Source organism: Candidatus Paceibacterota bacterium (assembly GCA_028697015.1).
Lineage (GTDB): Bacteria > Patescibacteriota > Minisyncoccia > Minisyncoccales > GWA2-38-27 > JAQVFW01.
The window spans coordinates 33,307-52,675 of the sequence record JAQVFW010000001.1 but is presented as its reverse complement, the minus strand read 5'-3'; the positions used below and the strand labels follow the sequence as shown (position 1 = coordinate 52,675).

The following is a 19,369-nucleotide window of genomic DNA, read 5'->3' as shown; positions in this document are numbered from 1 at the left end:
TTTAAAAAATATTAATAAAATCTTATAACGATTATAAAAAAGCGTAATAATAAGCGATAAAGAATAAAACAAGAGAACCCGCAAGAGTTGCATAGGTTATAAATTTCCCTTCTCTAAACCAAATCTTTTTTGTAAAAACCGCAACAAGAAAAACCACGATTTCATCCAAAAGATAGAAGAAAAGATAAAGTAAGATATAAAAAAGATATCCCAATATTCCAACTCCTTTTTCAGCCAAAATACTGGTAAAGACAACTGGAATTGCTGCCGAACACGGAAACTCAATTATAGTCACTACCGCTGTGAAAAAAATAACAGATAGAACTAAAGCAAAAAAACTTTTTTTGGAAGAAAACGATTCCTGAAGATGTTTTACCGTCTTTTCAACTAACTTGTTATTACTCATCGTGCAGGTAAGGCCTTTTCTAAGCCGTAAAAATTCTTTAAAGAAATAAATTCCTCCAAAAAAAGAAATGGCGCTTATCGCCGCTCTCATATAAGTAAAAAAAGGCAAAATAAAAGAAAAAACCTGATACCAAAACATGACCAAAATTCCGTAAACAATTGAAACAACAAATAAAAAAAGCCCTCCGAAAAATAAAATTGAAGATCTTTTTTTAAAAACAAGAACTATGCTCAAGATCAAAACCAGCGCCCCAATCGAGCAAACATTAAGCCCATCTATAGTTCCAAGAACAATAGATAGAACAGGCAGTGAAAATTGAAACAAATTCACCTCCCCTAAAAAAGGAAGGTTAATTGTTTCTGCAGCAAATCCAGAAAAGGGGAAAAATAAAACGAAAAAAATAAAAAACGACAGTATTTGTATTCTTTTTTTCATTTAAAGCTTGTTTAATTCTTTAATTAAAGAATCTCCGTCAAGTCCGTACATTTTTGAAACATCTCCTATTTGCAAAGAATTTATTTCAAAAGAAGCCATAGGACAAGACAAACAGGGAAGATTATATTTTTCCAAAATCTCTTCTGCCCCTTCTATTTCTAAAATCTCTTTTATTGTTGTCTTTTTATTTATTTTTTTAGAACTCATTTTATACAATTATTTAAAACCCTGCATCCTTTAAATAGAATCTTGGAGAATAATCCAAATTGGGTTTCCGCTGGCGCTTGCCTCGGCAAGCGCAAATTAGGAATCCCCTTAAATTCTTATAGTCCAGAAACTAAATAAAGGAGAACAGGGTCAATTTTATTATATCGCTTTGAAAATCAATGTCAAACAGGCAGATTTATTCTAAAATTCCGTCTAAATTAACATCATAAAGCATTTTACTTTGGATATGGCGATAGTTAATAATTTCATTTTCTTTTACCCATATCCCTATTTCTCTTTCTGCTTCATCGGGACTATCAGAGCAATGAATTAAATTCCTTACTGCGCGGGTATCCAGTGTTGCTAAATCATAAGAATCAACAGTTAAATCACCCCTTATCGTACCGACATCAGAAGTTAAGGGTTCCGTGCCTCCGACTATTTTTTTTACAATACCAACCGCTTGATTGCCCTCTAAAATAATAACTACTACGGGCCCCGAAGTCATAAATTTTACCAAAGCCCTGACAATGTCTTTTCCATATTCAATAGCAGGTTTTTCTACCGGCATATTGGCATTTTTACGTTCTTCTACGCTTCTTTCCCCTTTTTGCTTAAACCAAGCATCATCTTTATTATAATGTTTTAGGCATTGGTCTTCATTTGCCAAAACCATCTTTAGAGCAACCACCTTTAACCCTACTCTTTCAAAACGATAAATAATTTCTCCAACAAGAGACCTTTGAACACCATCGGGCTTAATTATTACAAGAGACCTTTCTTTTTTTGGGTTTGTCATAAAAATAAAATTTAAATAATATTTTTTAATCAACGACTTTTATAATCTTTCCATCACTGACTATTTTAATATCTCCCAACTCATCCGTTCTTAAAACACTTATACCAAAATTATTTAAATTCGCCAAGACCTCTTGGTTCGGATGGCCGTAAGAATTGTTCTTCCCTGATGAAATAACGACAAATTGAGGAGAAACCGCAAAAAGAAATTCTTCAGAAGTTGATGTCTTGCTTCCATGATGTCCGGCTTGTAAAACATTTGAATTTAGCGTCATATTTTTACAAAATAAACTTTCTTTTCCTTCGCAATCCTTCTGAAGGGCAATAAGTTCAAACTCAATATTTTTATAGTTATCACCAGTAAATAAAAAAGCATTTTCTTTATGATTAATCCTTATAACAATTGAAGTATTATTACTGTCCTTAAAGCTTTGTCCTTTTAAAAATTGGAAAGGATACAATATATCAAAAAAAACTTCACCGGAACGCACTCTAATTCCGGACTTGGCAATAAAAACATTTTCTCTCCCCTCTATTGCCTTCTCCCATTTTCTGAAATCATCGGCATCTTCAATAACTCCATTCCAAATTAAGTTTTTAACATCATAACTCTCAAAAACAGAAATAAGTCCTCTTAAATGATCGCTATGGGGATGGGTTAATATTATCAAATCAATTGTTCTGTCATAAAAAGGAATATTTTCAGACAATTTCTCTAAGATAAAGGAATCAGGCCCTCCGTCAATTAAAATTCTATGATTTAACGGGGTCTTAATAAAAGTCGCATCTCCTTGCCCTACATCAAAAAAATCCACTTCAAGAAAAACAGGACGGTTAAGAATAAATACTTCCTTCCATGCAAAAAAATTAAGAAGAAAAAGAAAAAGAAGAACAAATAATCCCTTTTTATTCATAAAAATGTTAAAAAATCAGGGGCAGCAGGATAATTCCCGCTGCCCCTTCTTTTTTAGAAATGCCTGTACAGGCCTGTATAACCTTTTCCGTTAAAAAATTATTCCGCCTTTCCCAATATTCTAAACATCTTCGTTCCGCAGGTGGGGCATACTCCCGTCATAGCTCTTCTTTTTACATCCCCTTTTCCTTTCATTTCAACTTCTTTTGCATCTTTCATTTCCCTTTTTTGTTTGCACTTTACGCAATAAGCTTCGGTCATAAGTAACTTGGTCGGGAGCGGCGGATCCAACTTGCCGTTCCCATTTATTTTTTGATAAGCGACCTTTTGCCTTATTATAACCTAATTTTGACAAATACTGCAAGCTTTTTCAAGAAACAAACCTTTTTAGCGCTATTTTCATTTCTTTTTTTAAAAAATAATTTAAACGATAAAAATAGCATTATTTATCCTCAATCTGGTCCAAATTTTCGTTTCCCTTGAAATTTCCTTTAATAAACTCTTTTTCTATAATACTTGTTTCAAAGTTTTTATTTTCACTTTCAAGTTTTAAATATTGATAAACGATTATCGCAACTGTTCCGACAAAAAACAGTATTATTATCACTATTGCCAATATTGTCGGTACTTTTTCCTTCATTTTTTTAAAAAATAGCATTATATTTTCCCTTTTTTATCTTATTATAGAGTATTTCCAAAACAATATCAACAAAAATCAATAAAAAAAGCTTCTTTTTCCTCTTTTCTTGTTATTTTATTATCAAGAATCTTTTCTATTTCCTTTATTTTCTCCAAACTTCCTTTACCTGTTGATTTCTTGGGAACAAAAAGAGTACAACAATCTTCTTGAGGTTTTATTGAAATATCAAAAACACCTATTTCTTTTGCCGTTTCTATTATTTCTTCTTTATCGCTTGAAATAAGAGGCCTTAAAATAGGAAGTTTCGATATTTCCGACGTTATCGCTATATTGGAAAGGGTCTGGGAACTTACCTGTCCCAAGCTTTCTCCCGTAGCAAGCGCTTCGCACTTTTCTTTTATGGCAATTTTGCCGGCAATTTGAATCATCTTTCTTCTATAAAGAAGAACTCTTAAAAAAGGGGAGGATTTTGATTTAATTTCCATCTGTATTTTATGAAAAGGGACGAAATAAACTCTCAGCTTCGGATATGTTTTTAAAAAAACCTTTGCAAGTTCTTTTATTTTTTCAATGCTTTTATTTGAAGTAAGAGGAAAACTATGAAAATGAACCCAAACACATTCTCCTCCTCTTTTTGAAATTAAATGTGAAGCAACAGGAGAATCAATGCCACCTGACATTAGAATAAGAACCCTGCCAGAAGAAGAATAGGGCAAGCCGCCAGCTCCTTTTTCTTTTTTAAAATAAAGAAATTGCCCGTGCTTTCTTATTTCAATATTGATCTCTTTGCCGGGTTTTTTGAGTTTTACTTTTCTATCTATTATTTTTGCAGCTTTTTCGATTAACTCTTTTTTGCTTTCTTTAATAATTTTTTCTTCAATTCTTACCCTAACAGCAAAAGTTTCTTTCTCTTTTATCCAGTTTATATAGTTTTGAGAAATAAAAGAAAAAAGATTTTCCAAATCAATTTTATGAGAGTAAAAACTCTCTGAAATCCAAGAAATGCCAAAAACTCTCTTTAGGGCTTTTTTTGCCTTTTTGACATCTTCCGTTTCAATAAAAATTCTTTCTCGTAATGAAATTAATTTGAAAGAAATTTTTTCCTTTTTTAAAACAAAAAAAATATTATTCTCCAGTTTCTTTTTGAAAATCCTTTTTACTCCTTCTGATTTTAAAAATAACTCGCCAAAAGCGATAATTAATCCTCTTTTCATTCTAATTTTTGATTATGCCTCCCCCCAATAGCTCTTGGCCTTTATAAAAGACCATTGACTGGCCGGGAGTGATTGATGTTTTTTGGGAATTAAAAACAACGCTATTTTCATTAACAACAGAAACAAAGCTTTTTTGATTGTATCTTGACATCACTGTCACCCTCAAAGGAAACTTCGGCTTTTTCCCTGAAACCCAATTTACTTTTTTAATGACTGCTTTGCTTTTATTAAGAAGTTTTTTATTTTTACCTACAAACAGAATATTACTTTTTATGTCCTTCTTTATAACATAATAAGGGCCGTTTGAAAGTCCTATCCCTTTCCTCTGGCCAAGAGTGTAAAGCCAAACGCCTTTGTGCTTTCCTATCGCTTTATTATTATAAACAATATCCCCTTCCTTTTTTCCAATTTTTCTTTCCAAAAAAGCATCTATCGTATCGGAAATGAAACAAACCTCCATTGATTCCTTGGCGCCGCTGGACGGCAATTTGAAATCCTCCGCCATTTTTTTCACTTTGTCCTTTGTATAAATTCCAACAGGAAAAATCATATGCTTTAACTCTTTCTGTCCCAGGGCCCATAGAAAATAAGATTGGTCCTTTTTCTTGTCTTTTCCTTTTAAAAGGGAAAATCTTATTTTTCCTTTCTCATTAAATTCTTTTTTTTTGGCATAATGGCCAGTTGCGATAAAATCAGCTCCAAGTTTTAGCGATTTTTCAAGAAACAGACCAAATTTTATTTTCTCATTACAAACAACGCAAGGATTTGGAGTATCTCCGCCAATTGTCGTTTTTAAAAAATAATCTACAACTTCCTTCTTGAACTCTTTTTCAAAATTAAAAACATAAAAAGGAATTCCAAGTTTCTGGCAAGTCAATCGAGCATTTCTTTCTGAATCAGAAGAGCAGCATTTATTCACCCCTTCCTTCCCGTCTTTCCAGAATTTCATAAAAACACCAATAGTTTCATATCCTTCCTTTTGTAGCAAGGCCGCTGCAACCGAAGAATCAACTCCTCCGGACATGGCAACGGCAACTTTTTGAGGTTCTTTGTTCATTTTATCTTTTTTCCAGGTTTTTATACCTTTCTTCTATAATTTCCCTTTCTCTTTTTATTTTTTCATGCCTTTTAAGTATTTCCAAGGGAATTTCTTTTTCATTTTTTGAAAAATAATCAAAAATAGCTTCAGTTAAGGCATCAACAGCTAAAACTGAGCAATGATATTTTATTTTAGGTAAACCGCCCAGTTTTTTAATAATGCTATTTTTTTCAATTTTTAAGGCCTGATTTATTGTTTTTCCTTTAACAAGGTCCGTAATAGTGCTGCTTGTTGAAATGGCAGCAACGCATCCAAAAGTTTCAAACTTTATATCTTTTATAATTTCCTCTTTTTTTCTATTTCTGCCAATCTTAATGTAAAGCTGCATCAAGTCCCCACAGACAATATTGCCCACCTTTCCAATTCCGTCAGCATTTTTTATTCTTCCGTAATTTTTAGGATTTTTGAATGTCTCAAGAACTTTTTTTGTATAAAGTCCGGCACAAATATTGTTATTTTTTTTCATAAAATGGGGATATTTTTCTTAATTGCTTTATAATTCCCGGCAAAATTTTCAAGAAATAGTCAACTTCTTTTTCTTTTGTCCATCTTCCAAGCGTTACCCTTAAGGAACCATGAGCATCTTCATGCCTTAGGCCGATAGCAAGCAAAACGTGGCTTGGCTCAAGCTTTGTTGAAGAACAGGCAGAACCAGTAGAAACGGCTATCCCTTTTAAATCCAGCTGGATAGCAATAGATTCTCCCTCGATAAAAGAAAAACTGAAATTGGCGTTATTTGCCAAACGATTTTTAGGATGGCCGTTTAATCTCGTTCCTTTTATCTTTAATACTCCTTTTATTAATTTTTCCCTCAAATTAATAATCCTATTTTCTTCTTTTTTCATTGTAGCGATAGAAATATCAACTGCCTTGGCAAAGCCGACAATAGATGGAATATCCAAAGTAGAAGATCTAAGGCCGTTTTCCTGCCCTCCTCCATGGATAAGCGGTTCTAATTTAACCCCTTTTCTTTTATAAAGAAAAGCTGCTCCTTTAGGACCGTATATTTTATGAGAGCTTGCAGTGAGAAGATCTATTTTTATTTTTTCTACGTCTATCGGGATTTTTGAAAATGTCTGAGATGCATCAGTATGGAAATAGACGTTTTTTTTCCGGCAAATTGCCCCTATTTTATCAATCGGCTGGATTGTGCCTATTTCGTTTGACCCATGAATAATAGAAACAAGAAAAGTTTCTTCTTCTATGCTTTTTTCAAGTTCTTTTAAATCAACTGTCCCGTATCTGTCAACCTTGAGACGAGTAACTTTAAAGCCCCTTTTTTCAAGCCAAGCAGCGCTTTCAACAATACAAGGGTGCTCAATTGAAGAAATAATAATATGTCCTCCTTTTTTAAAGAAAGAAAGGCCTTTTAAAACCATATTATTGCTTTCGGTGGCAGAACCCGTAAAAATTATCTCTTCAGTGTCGGCATTTATTGCTTTTGCCATCTTTTCCCTGCTTTTTTCAAGAAAAACTTTCGCTTCCTGCCCAAAATAATGAAGAGACATTGTATTGCCAAACTTCTTTGAAAAAAACGGCTTCATTTCCAAAAAAACCTTAGGATCAACCGGAGTTGTAGAAGCATAATCAAAATATATTTTTTTCATTTTTTGTTTGCCAGCTTTAAAAGGGTTATTGATGAAAGAGTTGAAGAAAAAGATAGTTGCAACTCGTCCCAAAGGCCTTTTGCCGGACATTTTTTTTCTTTAAGACACCCCTTGCATTCAACCAAAGACAATTTCCCTTCAATTGCTTTTATTATTTCATCTGCGGTAATCTTAGAAGGGGGCCTGGAAAGAGCATATCCTCCAAGCCGGCCCCTTTTCCCTTTTACCAAATTTGCCTTTTCGAGAGAGAAAAAGATTTTCTCAAGATAATCAAAAGAAATTGATTCATTCTTTGATATATTTTTCAAAGAATAAATTTCTTTTTTGCCATAATTTTTGGCAAGAAATATCATAGAACGAAGGCCGTATTGCGATTTTTTTGATATTTTCATAAATTAAAAACCGACTGATTTTGTCGGATTATATTCTATCAGATAAAAATATGTTGTCAAATTCTGCTAAAAGACGAAAAGGGCATCGATGTGCCCTTTTTGAAGTCATCTTCTCCTTCTGCCGAAAACGATTTCGGCGATGATTGAAAAAATGCCTCCCGCAATAACGAGAGCTGTTGCTACCGGATAAAAAAGCAGCACTCTCATTAAAATAGACCGACTATTTGCCCACCTGAACAGGGATGATCCTCCCCTGTTAAAGAGACGGGCAATTCCCCTAGTCAGGCCTGAAACAATGTTTCCTCCTCTTTGTCCTACTGGACGAAGGATGAGGAAACAATCGGGCTTCCCCAAAAGAGGGGAAACAATAAGGGAAAACCCGATAAGAACAATTATGAGCGCAAGAATTGCGCTAAATAATTCTTCCATTTTTTTCTCCTACAAAAAGAGCTTTTTTGTTTAGTACTTTCTCATTATAACATATATTAATAATTTGTCAATAACAAAAAAGCGCTATATATGAAAGCGCTCTTTTTTTTATTAAAACATAAATTACTCTCCTTTGCATAAATACTCTTTTCTTTCGGAATATTCCTCTTTTTTCCCTAAATTCCATTGGCCTACGGGCCTTAAATAGCCAACTACTCTCGAATAAACCTCGCAGGGTCTGAAATTTGAAAGAGAAGGATTTTTCTCATAACAACCCTTGCATTTAAAAACCTTTGTTTCTTCTTCGTTTTCTTTATATAAAAGATGATAACCGTTCTTTATTTTGCCATTTTCCATATCCATCAAAACGCCGCAATCATGGCATTTGCTATTTTCCACATTGTTTACATTTTCCATAGAAATATAATTGATAATTTTCAATTTTCCCGACCTTTGTGCTTTTTGTTTTCAAGACATGGCAATTTTTACAAACATCAGAAAGATCAAAAACTTTTTGGCAAGATTTGCAAATAAAATGAGCATGGCAAGACGTGTCTCCGTCATATCTTGAAACAGAAAGCGGGATTTCTTGAATTACTCCTTTCTCTTTAAAATCTCCTAAAATCCTATAAACCGTTCCTTTGCTTATTGAAGGAAGTTTTTCTTTAACAGAAGAGTAAACGTCTTCCGCGCAAGGATGAGCTTTAGTGTCTTTCAAAAAATCCAAGATGACCGTCTTTTGAGAAGTTGTCCTTTCTTTTTTCATTATTAAGATTATATTCTTAATAAGAATAGATGTCAATAGTTAAAAATATCATATCTTCCCCTCTTTTATCTTCTCTCTGATTTTTTCAACATAACTGTTAAAAAAATAAAGATTATGAAAAGTCAAAAGAGAAAGACCGGAAATTTCCTTCGCCCTTATAAGATGAGAAATATAATTTCTTCTATGATTAAGACAAACAAAACAAGAGCATTTCTTATCAAGAGGATTTTTATCTTTCAAAAACTTTGACTGCCGAAGGTCAATCTTTTTTTCTTTTAAAAAAGAATCTGCAGAAATAAAGGCAATACCTCTTCTTCCATAATGAGTTGGCACCGTACAATCAAAAAAATCTATTCCATTTTTAACCATTAAAAGAATATCTTCAATTTTTCCTATGCCGAGCAAATGGCGGGGCTTTTTTTCAGGAAGAATGGGAATTGTCCATTTTAATATATCTTCTGTTGTTTTTTTACTTTCTCCAAGATCCCCTCCTATGCCAAAACCGTCAAAACCAAGGGAGGATATAAAAGAAGCGCTTTTTTCCCTTAACTCCTTAAATTTTGAGCCCTGAACAATCCCAAAAAGAGCTTGATCTGTTTTTTTTACTTTAAGGCATATTTTGGCCCACTTATTGGTTCTTTCTATTGCTTTTTTGACATAATTAAAGTCAGAAAAAGGAGCAGTGCATTCATCAAAAGCAAAAATAATATCGGCTCCGATTTTTTCCTGTATCATCATTGATTCTTTTGGCCCTAAAAAAAGCTCTCTTCCGTCAAATGGCGACTTAAAGAAAGCTCCTTCCTCCGTTATTTTAACAAAATTCGGCTGTTTCCCGTCTTCTATCGTTTCTTTGCCGCGATTTTTTGAAATTTTTCCTACATTAAAATCTCTTCCAAAACCAAGCGAAAAAACCTGAAAACCACCTGAGTCAGTCATTGTTGGCTTTTTCCAATTAGCAAAATTATGTATTCCTCCCGCTTTTTTAATCACATCTTCCCCTGGCTTAAGATGAAGATGAAAAGCATTTGCAATAAAAATCTGGCTTTTTGTTTCTTCCATTTCTTTTAAGGTTAATGCCTTAACTGCCGCCTTAGTTGCTACAGGAACAAAACAAGGAGTTTTTAAAATGCCATTTTTTGTTTTTAAAATACCAAAGCGAGCCCTGCTTTTTTTTGATTTTTTGAGAATTTTAAATTCCATAAAAATTTTCAAAAATTTTAAAAGCAAAAGGCGTTTCTTTTATTTTCGGCTGCTTGTTCTTTTTGGCATAATCCGGATAAAGAGAAAGACGAAAATTAATATCTTCAATTTCAAGTTCTGGATGAAACTGAATACCTGCCGCTTTTTTAAATCTGAAAGATTGTATTTTGCATTTTTTCCCCTTTGCAAGAAGGGTTGCCTCTTTTGGCAATTTCAAAACAGAATCTTTGTGGCCCTCCTGAACAAGAAAACTTTTCGGCAAATTGTAAAAAAGTGGGTCTTTTTTCCCTTCTAAAGTAAGATAAATTCGGAAAGTTCCCACTTCTTTTTGATTTAAAAGAGATTTAACTTCCGAACCGAGAAGAAAAGCCAATAATTGATGGCCAAGACAAACTCCTAAAATATTGGTGTTATTTTTAATTTCTCTTTCCAAAAAAGGTATTATTTTTTCCACTTTTTTCCAATATTTACTTTTCTTATTTTTATCTGAAATACTAAATTCTCCGGAACCGCCTAAAATAATATGGGTAAAGTCGTTTTTCCCCAGAAAATCAAACTCATCCATAAAAATATTTCTGGATTGAACTTTTAAATTAATATGCTTTAAAAAGCATTTTTGTTCATGTTGTGCCACCACCTTGTCTTCCCTAAATTGTAAAAAAAGAGTTTTCATAACTAAAACAGTTATAGCAAAAAAAAGAGGTTTGAGCAAAACCCAAACCTTTTTTAAAATACTAAAAAGCAAGTTCTCTTACGAGATCTTCGCTTTTGATAGTGGCCGCCCGCATTGCCGGGCAAATGACTTTTTTCATCCTTTCAAAAAGAATGTCAGCGAAAAATTCTTCTCCTTTATTTCTTTTTTTCAGCCCTTTGTAAATAAAGAAAAGAACATCTTTCAGTAATCCAGGATCAACTCCATAAAATCCATACTCAATTGCATTTTTTCTAAGGCATCGGAAAGAGAACCCTTCTCTTTTAAAATCATAATAGAGTTCTCTTGTAAAAGAATGAACTTCCTCAAGGCACTCTACAATACCAAGAGCAAAAGCTGAAACAGCCATGCTCTCATTATGAGGTTGAGTGCAACAAGGACGAAATTCAACGGTTCCGTATTTAAGGCGGGGGCGGCAGGAAAACCAAACCGTTCCTTCATGATAAAGGTAATGGGCCGTTTTTTCCTCCAAAGAAAGGCCAGAGGCAAATTCCTTGAAAGAAATTCCGGGAATAAAATAATTCCCATTACTCTTAGTAAGAACGAATTTCATATCTTCTAAAAAAGAAAAAAGATGATTGTTTGATTTAAACCAAACAGGAGGGACGCCGCTTCTTTCGGGAGCAAATTCTCCCCAAACGGCTTCTCTTTTTGCCAACCTTCCATTGTCTTCTCCGTTCATAACGGAAGAATTGGCGCAAAAAGCAATTGCAATTCCGGACAAGGCATTTAAAACATTTACTGCCTTGTAAATTTCTTCTTCTTTTACATCAATATGGACCTGGCTTGCCGCCGTTCTTGTTGTTTTATTAAGAGAAGGAGAAAACCCGATTGAAAGGAGGGTTTTATATCTGCCTTTTCTTGCCCATTTATTTTTTTTCTCAAAAGGCTGAGCGCCAAAACCGAGAATTTTTGCTTCAAGAGAATTAAATTCTCCTGCAAGAAAAGAAATTAGTTCATTCAACGATTTTTCAGCCTCAAAAAGAGAGTTTACAGGAGGCTCATTTACCTCTAAAATCCCCTCTCCGGCATCGCTGGTTACAACTTTGCCATTTTTTGAGACTGCAATAATTTCGTCTTTATAGACATCGTCAAATTCGGGAATCCATTCCCTTTCAATAAGAACCGGAAAAATCCGGCTAACAGGAAAAGCCATTCCGTTTTTATCCACAACGGGATATTCAATCTCCACTCCAACCTTTCTCATGACCACTATCCTTATTTCAAGGTGCTGCAAAAGGAACTAAAAAAGCCCTTCGGTTGAAGGGCTTTTTTAATTTCTTTTTTCTTTTTTTAAAAAGCAAAAACCCTCAACCGTGAAAAGTTAAGGATAATAAGGAGAACATTAAATGTTCCGCTTAAAAATATTTTGTTTTTTAAATCTTCCGCCATTAGTACAAATGATATAAAATTCTAAAATTATGTCAATATCTTTTAAAAATAGCAGCCAAAACGCCGTTTATATTGAAATACTTTTTAATATTTCTTCAAATTTATTTCTGCAATCATCGCTGAAAATAAGGTCGCTTTCAATAATATAAATTTTATCGTCAGTTGGTATTTCCAAAACAATATATTTCACTATTCCCAGGTCAAAAACCGTCTTTAATCCTTTTTTTCCGTCAATAAAAAAAACTTTGTGATTTATTCCTTCCTTTTCTTCTTCACTAAGTTCGTTTTTAGCTCCGTTTATCAGTATTTCAATATATTCTGCAATAGTGGGCTTATCTTCATTTTTTTCTTTTATTTTTCCAATCTGGATATTTATTCCGCATCTTTCTTCGCTTTGGTTTTCTTCTTTTTGAAGATAAAAAGATATCTTTTCATCTTTTTTTTCTTCATTCCACCCTGTTGGTATTTCAATTGTCATTCCTTCAGCCGTTAAAACCCGACTATCAAAAATAAAATTGTCAGAGCTTATAAATTCCATTTCTGAAACATATTTTTCTCCTTTTGTTTCATCGGTGTTTTTTTTCTTAAATGAAAATGAAAGAAAAATATTAACGGAAAGAAGAAAAATAACTATAGCAGAAAGAATGTAAATAATTTTTTTATTCATTATTTTATTTCTAATTAAAAACCGGCAAAACTTTTTATAACATCAGAAGACAGAGCAAAAACCTCTCCATTTTTATCAATTAAATTTATTCCTGCTACATCTCCTTGTATATCAAAAAGCACGCTTCCTTTCAATCCGCTGCTTTCTGAAATATTCGTATAAATATATTTAGAATCGAATCTTTTTATTATGCCTTCGTTTACAGTTTTAAAAAAAGAGTCATTTAAGAGCAAGCTTCCAACTAAAAAAACTCTTTCTCCATTTTTAAATCTGTCTAAATTTTTAAACCCAAGAGAATAAAAATCGCTTCCTTCAAGCTTGATAAGCGCAAGATTTAGGTCTGTGTCTCTTTTTAAAACTTGGTACGGCCTGCTTTCTCCGTTTACGAAAAAAGAGAAATCATATCCTTGAGGAACAAGCTGAGCAAGAGTAATTATAAGTCCGTCATTTGTTATTATAAGACCTGAACCGGATATAACAACGCCGCTTTTTGAAACCGCTTTTGTGGAAATAACTGATTTCTCGACCTTATTGAAAGAATCAACAAGAAGTTCGTTTTCCCTAATATAAATTTCTTTTTTTTCCGTAAGATAAATTGGAGATTTTTCAAGCCGATACTGGTAAAAAAGAGGGCGTTCTATAAAATAAGGCCAAAAAATTTGGTCTGCAAAAATACCCCCTCCCATTCCTAAAATAAATATAAATATAATCTTAAATCCTGTTTTCATTATTAATTTTATTTAGAGCCGCTTTTCAACAAAGAAGAATGGGGTTTTGAAAGCCACTTGCCCGAATTAAAAGAAATTTTCTCTCCGTCAATATCGATGATTATTTTTTCTTTTTCCTTAATTGTCCCTGAAACAATTCTCAAAGCCAAAGGATCAAGAATTTCTTTTTGGATAACTCTCTTAAGAGGCCTTGCTCCTAAATTTGGGTCAAAACCCTTTTCTGCCAAAAATTTCTTCGCTTTTTCAGACACAACAGCTTCTATTTTTTTCGCTCTTAATCGGTCTAGCACTTTTCTTAATTCAATTTCAACAATTTTCCCGATTTCTTCTTTTCCAAGATAATTAAATATTATAATATCGTCTATTCTGTTTAAAAATTCAGGCCTGAAATGATCTCTTAAAGATTCCAAAACCTTTTCTTTCAGAGATTTTTTTTCTTTGTCTTCTTTGCTGTTTATAAATCCCAAAGAACCCATTCTTGTAATATATTCCGATCCTATATTGGAAGTCATAATAAGAATTGAATTCTTGAAAGAAGCTGTCCTCCCTTTTGCATCAGTAAGCCTTCCGTCTTCAAGAATTTGAAGAAGAATATTAAAAACTTCAGGATGAGCTTTTTCTATTTCATCAAGCAGTATTACGCTATAAGGCCTCCTTCTTATTTTCTCCGTAAGCTGTCCCCCTTCTTCATACCCGACATAGCCCGGAGGACTTCCTATAATTTTCGAGACAGCGTGCTTTTCCATATATTCTGACATATCAAGCCGAACGAGAGCATTTTCGTCGTTAAAAAGAAACTCCGAAAGAGCTCTTGCTGTTTCAGTTTTTCCAACTCCGGTAGGACCTAAAAACATAAAAGAACCCATCGGTTTTTTTTCTTCTGAAATTCCAGCCCTTGATCTGCGAATAGCGTTTGAAATGGCGACAATGGCTTCTTTTTGGCCAATAACTCTTTCAAATAAGGCATTTTCCATTTTTTCCAGTTTTTTCGCTTCTTCTTCGATAAGCCTCATAACTGGAATTCCAGTCCATTTTGAAACAACCTGAGCAACATCTTCTTCTCCTACTTCTTCTTTTAAAATAGGACTTGATTGTTGAATTTTTGCAAGCTTTTTCTCGGCCATTCTGGTTTCTTTCAACTTTTCCGGTATTTTTCCATATTTTATTTCAGCCACTTTTTGCAAATCCGCTTCTCTTTGAGCAATTTCTGCTTCAAAAGAAAGATCGTCTATTTCTTTTTTAAGATTCTTTATTTTCCAAATAAGATCTTTCTCTGTTTTCCATCTTAATTCAAAATCCTTTGCTTTTTCTTTCAAATCGGCTATGGCTCTTTCTGCGGCAACAATTTTTTTCTTACCGTCTTTTTCTTTTTTTAATGCTTCTTTTTCTATTTCGTGCTTTTGTATTTCTTTTCTTAATTCTTCAAGACGGGACGGTTCGGATTCTATTTCAAGCCGCATCGCCGACATCGCTTCATCCATAAGATCAACCGCCTTATCTGGAAGAAAGCGATCGGTAATATAGCGGGAAGCAAGTTCTACGGCCGCATTAAGGGCAGAATCTTTTATTCTTAACCCATGATGAAGTTCATATTTTTCCTTTATTCCTCTTAATATCGAAACGGCGTCTTCAATTGTCGGCTCTTGAACATATATTGGCTGAAATCTTCTTTCAAGCGCCATGTCTTTCTCAATGTATTTTTGATATTCTTTAATTGTAGTTGCCCCTATTGCTCTTAGTTCTCCTCGTGATAATGCCGGCTTTAATAAATTCGAAGCGTCAATAGCTCCTTCGGAAGCTCCGGCGCCAACCAAAGTATGAAGCTCGTCTATAAAAACAATGTATTTTCCAGAAGCTCGAAAAAGCTCTCTTAAAAGCGCTTTTATTCTTTCTTCAAATTCCCCTCTGTATTTTGTTCCGGCAACAAGAGCTCCTAAGTCAAGAGAAATTACTTCCTTATCTTTCAAACTTTCCGGAACATCTCCTTTTACAACTTTCTGAGCAAGACCTTCGACTATTGCTGTTTTTCCGACTCCTGCTTCTCCTATCAAAACAGGATTATTTTTAGTTCTTCTTGATAAAACTTGCATCAGTCGTCTTATCTCATTTTCTCTTCCAATCACCGGATCAAGTTTTCCTTTTTTTGCCGCAGAAGTAAGATTTTTTGTGTATTTTTCAATAACTTGATATTTCCCTTCCGGCTCCGGATCAGTAATTCTCGTTCCGCCTCTAATTTCAGATAGAACCTTTATGGCAGAATCGTAATCCAGTTTTCCTATTTCAAGAGTTCCAGAACCCCCTCCTTCAGATTTTAAAAAAGACGCTTTATCTAAGATTTCTCTCGCTTTTGTCTGAGAATCAAGCAAAGCCAAAAACAAATGTTCAACAGAAATAAATTCGTCTCCCATTTTTATCGATTCTTGACGAGCCCGTTCAAGGGTTTTTGCCATATCTTGGGTCAAATAAAGCTGGCCAAAGGCCTGGGGAGTAGAAATAGGAGGAATCTGGCTAAGTGCCGCTTTTGCCTTCTTATTTAATCCTTCAATATCAACTCCAAGCTTTCTTAATAAGCCAATAACAACGCTCCCGTCTTGGTTAATAAGGGATATTAAAAGATGAAGAGCGTCAACTTGCTGCTGGCCCCTTTCTTGAGCTATTGATTGGGCCCCCAATATTGCTTCTTGTGTTTTATGTGTAAAATTTGCTCCGTTCATATTATTTTTTTACCATATTTTTTGCAAAAAATCAATTACCTATGAATAGGCAATAAATGCATCATTTATTTTTTATTTCTTATATATCGCCTCTCTCTTCAAGGACAACGCTAACATCTATTGTTTCGCCATTTCTTAAAACCTTCAAGAGAATGCTTTCTCCAGGATTGTATTTTAGAATAATTTTAGCCAAAGAATTATTTGTCGTTATTTTCTCGTTGTTAAATTCAAGTATTATATCATTTTCCAAAATCCCTGATTTTTGCGCCGGAGAATTCGGGAAAACAGCCGCCTCTCCTTTGCTTCCTCTTAAAACAAGCGCTCCATAATTAACGTCAAAATTGTTTTCCTCCTGTATATCTTCATTAAGAATTACATATCTAACTCCCAAAAAAGGGTAAACTATTTTTCCAAGAGTTCTAACTTGCTCTATTGCTTTTTTGGCTCCGTTTATAGGAATGGCAAAACCAATACTTTGAGCTCCAAGGGCCATTGCCGTATTTATCCCGATTACTTCTCCTTTTAAATTAAGCAAAGGCCCTCCGGAATTTCCTCTGTTAATAGCGGCATCCGTTTGAATAACATCTTCTAAAACTTCAATTGTTCCTCCTCCAGAAGCCGAAACCGTTCTCCCTAGTCCCGATATAACTCCGACAGAAACAGTATTTCTGAATTCTCCAAGAGCATTCCCTATTGCAACAACAGTTTGGCCTATTTGGAGGTCTTTTGAATCTCCAATTTTTATAGCAGGAAAAGGCATCAATTCGCTTTTTTCCGCCGTTACAATTTCTTCTTGCTTAATTTTCAAAACAGCAAGGTCCTGAAGCGGATCCCTGTCAAGCACCATTGCTTCAAACTTCTTCCCGTCAAGAGTAAAAACTGTGTAGTTTGCATCTGTGTCTGAGACAACATGTTTGTTTGTCACTATAAAGCCATCGTTTGAAACAATAAATCCTGTTCCTCCCCCTATTTCTCTTCTTTCGGTTCCATTGGACTGTTCAAATTCAATCCCAAAAGGGCCTACAGAATATCCTTCTATAATCGGAACGTCTTTTGTAACTACAATGCTTACAACGCTCGGAGAAGAATCCTTAACCACTCTTATTATAGCTTCTTCTTGGCTCAAGTTTTCCTCCTCTTCTTCTTCAGTCGTTTTTTGTTCAATTATGGAAGGAAAATTAACTCTTTCTAATTTTAAATAATCGGCAATCTGAGAATAAAAGTATAATCCTGAAATCATTCCCCCGAAAAAACCAAATAAAACGGAAAGAAAAACAGAAAAAGAAACCATTAAAAATGGGCTTTTTTTTCTTTTTTCAATATTCAAGCTTGAATCTTTTTTTATTTCTTCTTCCATTGCCTGCATTATAGCTTATTTTTCTTTTTCTTCAAAATAGTGGTTAAATCTGTATTTGAAAATATCCTTTTTTACAGGTCCTATAAAAATCATATGGAGTTCGCAAAAAAAGTAACGTAAAGACGTCTTAACCCAGCCGTCTTTTTCAAGCCGCCTAAGGGAAGTAATTAATACAGATGACTTTATAATCCCATATTTTGAAATCTTCGCCGCTCTTCTGCCAAAATCATGATCCTCCCCCAAAAGGACATCTTCATTGAATCCTCCTATCTTTGAAAAAACTTCTTTTTTTACAATAATTCCCATTGCGCTGTGAGGAAGTATCTTTTCCAAAATAATCATAGGATAGTTATAAAAAAGGTTGAAAAGAAAAACAGAGAAAAATCCTTTCTCCGGAATAATTTTAAAAGAAGCGATATCAAGATTTCTTTTATCAAATTCTTCAAGGGCCTTCAAAATAAAGCCTTCTTTCAAGAAAACATCCGCATCAAGAAAAAAGAATAAATTTCCTCTTGCTTTTTTTGCCCCTTCGTTTCTTCCCTTTCCAGGAAGACCTCCTTTTACAATCTTGCAATTGCGTTTTTTTGCAATTTCTAAAGTTCTATCAGAAGATCCAGCATCGGAAACAATAATTTCATAATTATGAAGTCCTTGATTTTCTATTGAATCAAGCAGTAAGGGAAGATGCTTTTCTTCGTTTAGGGTTGGTATTATTATTGAAATCATTTCCAAAGTTTTTTTGCCTCGTTTAAAAAGGAAGAATCATTATGTTCTTTTTTCATCCAAAACCACCACTCAACCCCCCAGAGATAGTTTTCCTTAAAACCGACTTTCTTGGCAAACCTTATATTCTTTTTAAACTGCTCTATATTCATTGATTTTTCCTGTTCTTCTAAAGGAGAATAGTACAAAAGAGTGGAACCCCACGGCTCCATTTGAAGTTCAACCCCTATCACTTCCTTGTTAAAAATCCATTTTATAAGAAGAGCTTTTCTGCTGTAAAAAACAGCAGGAAAAGGATAATCAATATGCCTTTTTAATTTATTAAACCAAACTCTTCTGTACATTGTAACGCCAACTATATCACCTAGTTTTGCCGCTTTAAGCCACAAAGAAAACTCTCCCGTCTCAGATATTATAATCGGACGATTTGAAAGCCCTCTGACAAGATTTATTTCTTCTTTTAAAAAATCTTCATCTGTCCATGGGCAATCGCCAAAAGGAAAAAAGGGCTCATTTTCAACTTGAAAGGCTTTAATATTCTCTTTATCTTTATACCTTAAAACAATTTTTTCTATTTGTTCAAGTATTTTTTTCTGCTGCTTCTCTTTTTCTATTTCTTTTGCAAAATATGGGATATGGCATTCAGGCCATCTAGATGTTTTCATCCCCAAGACAAGAACAATATTTGCTTCCTTTTTCTCTGCTTCTTCAACCATAAAATCAAGCTCTCTAAAATCATACTCTTTGTCTTCAATTTCAATATCGTCCCAATGAACAGCTATTTTAATGTTATTTGCTTTTAAATCATTAAGAATGGCAAGATATGTCTCTTTAACATCAAGCCCCATATCTCTGGCATGTTTAGGAGAGAAATTAACTCCAAAGAAAAGGTCTTCTTTTTCTTTTGGAAATCCGAGAAAGAAAAAAGCAAAAATGACAAGAAAAATAATTATTACTAAAAGAAGCATTT

At 33.8% G+C, this 19,369-nt stretch carries 22 protein-coding genes and 1 pseudogene; all 23 read right to left on the bottom strand.

Annotation, left to right across the window (positions count from 1 at the left end; genetic code table 11):
* Window positions 1–31 precede the first annotated feature (31 nt).
* The gene (locus PHH50_00285) at window positions 32–841 is read right to left on the bottom strand and encodes a hypothetical protein (protein MDD3728753.1); all 810 of its coding nucleotides are present in this window, start codon (window positions 839–841) and stop codon (window positions 32–34) included.
* Complete coding sequence (locus PHH50_00280; protein ID MDD3728752.1) at window positions 842–1,048, bottom strand: hypothetical protein; 207 nt, start codon at window positions 1,046–1,048, stop codon at window positions 842–844.
* A gap of 196 nt (window positions 1,049–1,244) precedes the next feature.
* The gene (locus tag PHH50_00275) at window positions 1,245–1,847 is read right to left on the bottom strand and encodes a nucleoside-diphosphate kinase (protein MDD3728751.1); all 603 of its coding nucleotides are present in this window, start codon (window positions 1,845–1,847) and stop codon (window positions 1,245–1,247) included.
* 25 nt (window positions 1,848–1,872) lie between these two features.
* On the bottom strand, window positions 1,873–2,760 hold the full coding sequence (locus PHH50_00270; protein MDD3728750.1) for an MBL fold metallo-hydrolase: 888 nt from the start codon (window positions 2,758–2,760) through the stop codon (window positions 1,873–1,875).
* A gap of 98 nt (window positions 2,761–2,858) precedes the next feature.
* Window positions 2,859–3,020 carry a DUF5679 domain-containing protein gene (locus PHH50_00265; GenBank protein ID MDD3728749.1) on the bottom strand — a complete coding sequence of 54 codons (162 nt, stop codon included), beginning with the start codon at window positions 3,018–3,020 and terminating at the stop codon, window positions 2,859–2,861.
* A gap of 181 nt (window positions 3,021–3,201) precedes the next feature.
* On the bottom strand, window positions 3,202–3,399 hold the full coding sequence (locus tag PHH50_00260) for a hypothetical protein (GenBank protein ID MDD3728748.1): 198 nt from the start codon (window positions 3,397–3,399) through the stop codon (window positions 3,202–3,204).
* A 65-nt stretch (window positions 3,400–3,464) separates the two neighbouring features.
* Window positions 3,465–4,613, bottom strand: a complete 1,149-nt coding sequence (gene thiI / locus PHH50_00255) for a tRNA 4-thiouridine(8) synthase ThiI (protein ID MDD3728747.1) — start codon at window positions 4,611–4,613, stop codon at window positions 3,465–3,467.
* Window position 4,614: 1 nt separating this feature from the next.
* On the bottom strand, window positions 4,615–5,670 hold the full coding sequence (gene mnmA / locus PHH50_00250) for a tRNA 2-thiouridine(34) synthase MnmA (protein MDD3728746.1): 1,056 nt from the start codon (window positions 5,668–5,670) through the stop codon (window positions 4,615–4,617).
* 91 nt (window positions 5,671–5,761) lie between these two features.
* Window positions 5,762–6,178 (bottom strand): annotated as a pseudogene (locus PHH50_00245) (iron-sulfur cluster assembly scaffold protein).
* Window positions 6,165–7,319 carry a cysteine desulfurase family protein gene (locus PHH50_00240; GenBank protein ID MDD3728745.1) on the bottom strand — a complete coding sequence of 385 codons (1,155 nt, stop codon included), beginning with the start codon at window positions 7,317–7,319 and terminating at the stop codon, window positions 6,165–6,167. Before PHH50_00240 ends, PHH50_00245 begins: the two are co-directional and overlap by 14 nt.
* On the bottom strand, window positions 7,316–7,711 hold the full coding sequence (locus tag PHH50_00235) for an Rrf2 family transcriptional regulator (GenBank protein MDD3728744.1): 396 nt from the start codon (window positions 7,709–7,711) through the stop codon (window positions 7,316–7,318). Before PHH50_00235 ends, PHH50_00240 begins: the two co-directional genes overlap by 4 nt.
* Before the next feature lie 105 nt (window positions 7,712–7,816).
* A complete protein-coding gene (locus tag PHH50_00230) occupies window positions 7,817–8,140 on the bottom strand; it encodes a hypothetical protein (GenBank protein MDD3728743.1) in 324 nt (107 codons plus the stop codon).
* A 123-nt stretch (window positions 8,141–8,263) separates the two neighbouring features.
* Window positions 8,264–8,539 carry an anaerobic ribonucleoside-triphosphate reductase gene (locus PHH50_00225; GenBank protein MDD3728742.1) on the bottom strand — a complete coding sequence of 92 codons (276 nt, stop codon included), beginning with the start codon at window positions 8,537–8,539 and terminating at the stop codon, window positions 8,264–8,266.
* Window positions 8,529–8,906, bottom strand: a complete 378-nt coding sequence (locus tag PHH50_00220) for a transcriptional repressor (GenBank protein ID MDD3728741.1) — start codon at window positions 8,904–8,906, stop codon at window positions 8,529–8,531. Before PHH50_00220 ends, PHH50_00225 begins: the two co-directional genes overlap by 11 nt.
* Window positions 8,907–8,954: 48 nt before the next feature.
* Window positions 8,955–10,106 (bottom strand): tRNA guanosine(34) transglycosylase Tgt, encoded by a 1,152-nt coding sequence (gene tgt, locus PHH50_00215; protein MDD3728740.1) that lies wholly within the window; start codon window positions 10,104–10,106, stop codon window positions 8,955–8,957.
* Window positions 10,096–10,779 carry a type 1 glutamine amidotransferase gene (locus PHH50_00210; GenBank protein ID MDD3728739.1) on the bottom strand — a complete coding sequence of 228 codons (684 nt, stop codon included), beginning with the start codon at window positions 10,777–10,779 and terminating at the stop codon, window positions 10,096–10,098. Before PHH50_00210 ends, tgt begins: the two co-directional genes overlap by 11 nt.
* Before the next feature lie 61 nt (window positions 10,780–10,840).
* Window positions 10,841–12,025 (bottom strand): glutamate-cysteine ligase family protein, encoded by a 1,185-nt coding sequence (locus PHH50_00205; GenBank protein MDD3728738.1) that lies wholly within the window; start codon window positions 12,023–12,025, stop codon window positions 10,841–10,843.
* A gap of 252 nt (window positions 12,026–12,277) precedes the next feature.
* Window positions 12,278–12,877 carry a hypothetical protein gene (locus PHH50_00200; protein ID MDD3728737.1) on the bottom strand — a complete coding sequence of 200 codons (600 nt, stop codon included), beginning with the start codon at window positions 12,875–12,877 and terminating at the stop codon, window positions 12,278–12,280.
* Window positions 12,878–12,891: 14 nt separating this feature from the next.
* Window positions 12,892–13,605 carry a serine protease gene (locus PHH50_00195; GenBank protein MDD3728736.1) on the bottom strand — a complete coding sequence of 238 codons (714 nt, stop codon included), beginning with the start codon at window positions 13,603–13,605 and terminating at the stop codon, window positions 12,892–12,894.
* 8 nt (window positions 13,606–13,613) lie between these two features.
* Window positions 13,614–16,319, bottom strand: coding sequence for an AAA family ATPase (locus PHH50_00190; protein MDD3728735.1), 2,706 nt, complete (start codon window positions 16,317–16,319; stop codon window positions 13,614–13,616).
* Window positions 16,320–16,398: 79 nt separating this feature from the next.
* Complete coding sequence (locus PHH50_00185; protein ID MDD3728734.1) at window positions 16,399–17,685, bottom strand: trypsin-like peptidase domain-containing protein; 1,287 nt, start codon at window positions 17,683–17,685, stop codon at window positions 16,399–16,401.
* Between the two features lie 6 nt (window positions 17,686–17,691).
* Window positions 17,692–18,402 carry a glycosyltransferase gene (locus PHH50_00180; protein ID MDD3728733.1) on the bottom strand — a complete coding sequence of 237 codons (711 nt, stop codon included), beginning with the start codon at window positions 18,400–18,402 and terminating at the stop codon, window positions 17,692–17,694.
* Entirely contained in the window at window positions 18,399–19,367 is a 969-nt protein-coding gene (locus tag PHH50_00175) for a cellulase family glycosylhydrolase (GenBank protein MDD3728732.1), read from the bottom strand. The genes PHH50_00180 and PHH50_00175 overlap by 4 nt, the downstream gene beginning before the upstream one ends.
* Between the last annotated feature and the right edge of the window lie 2 nt (window positions 19,368–19,369).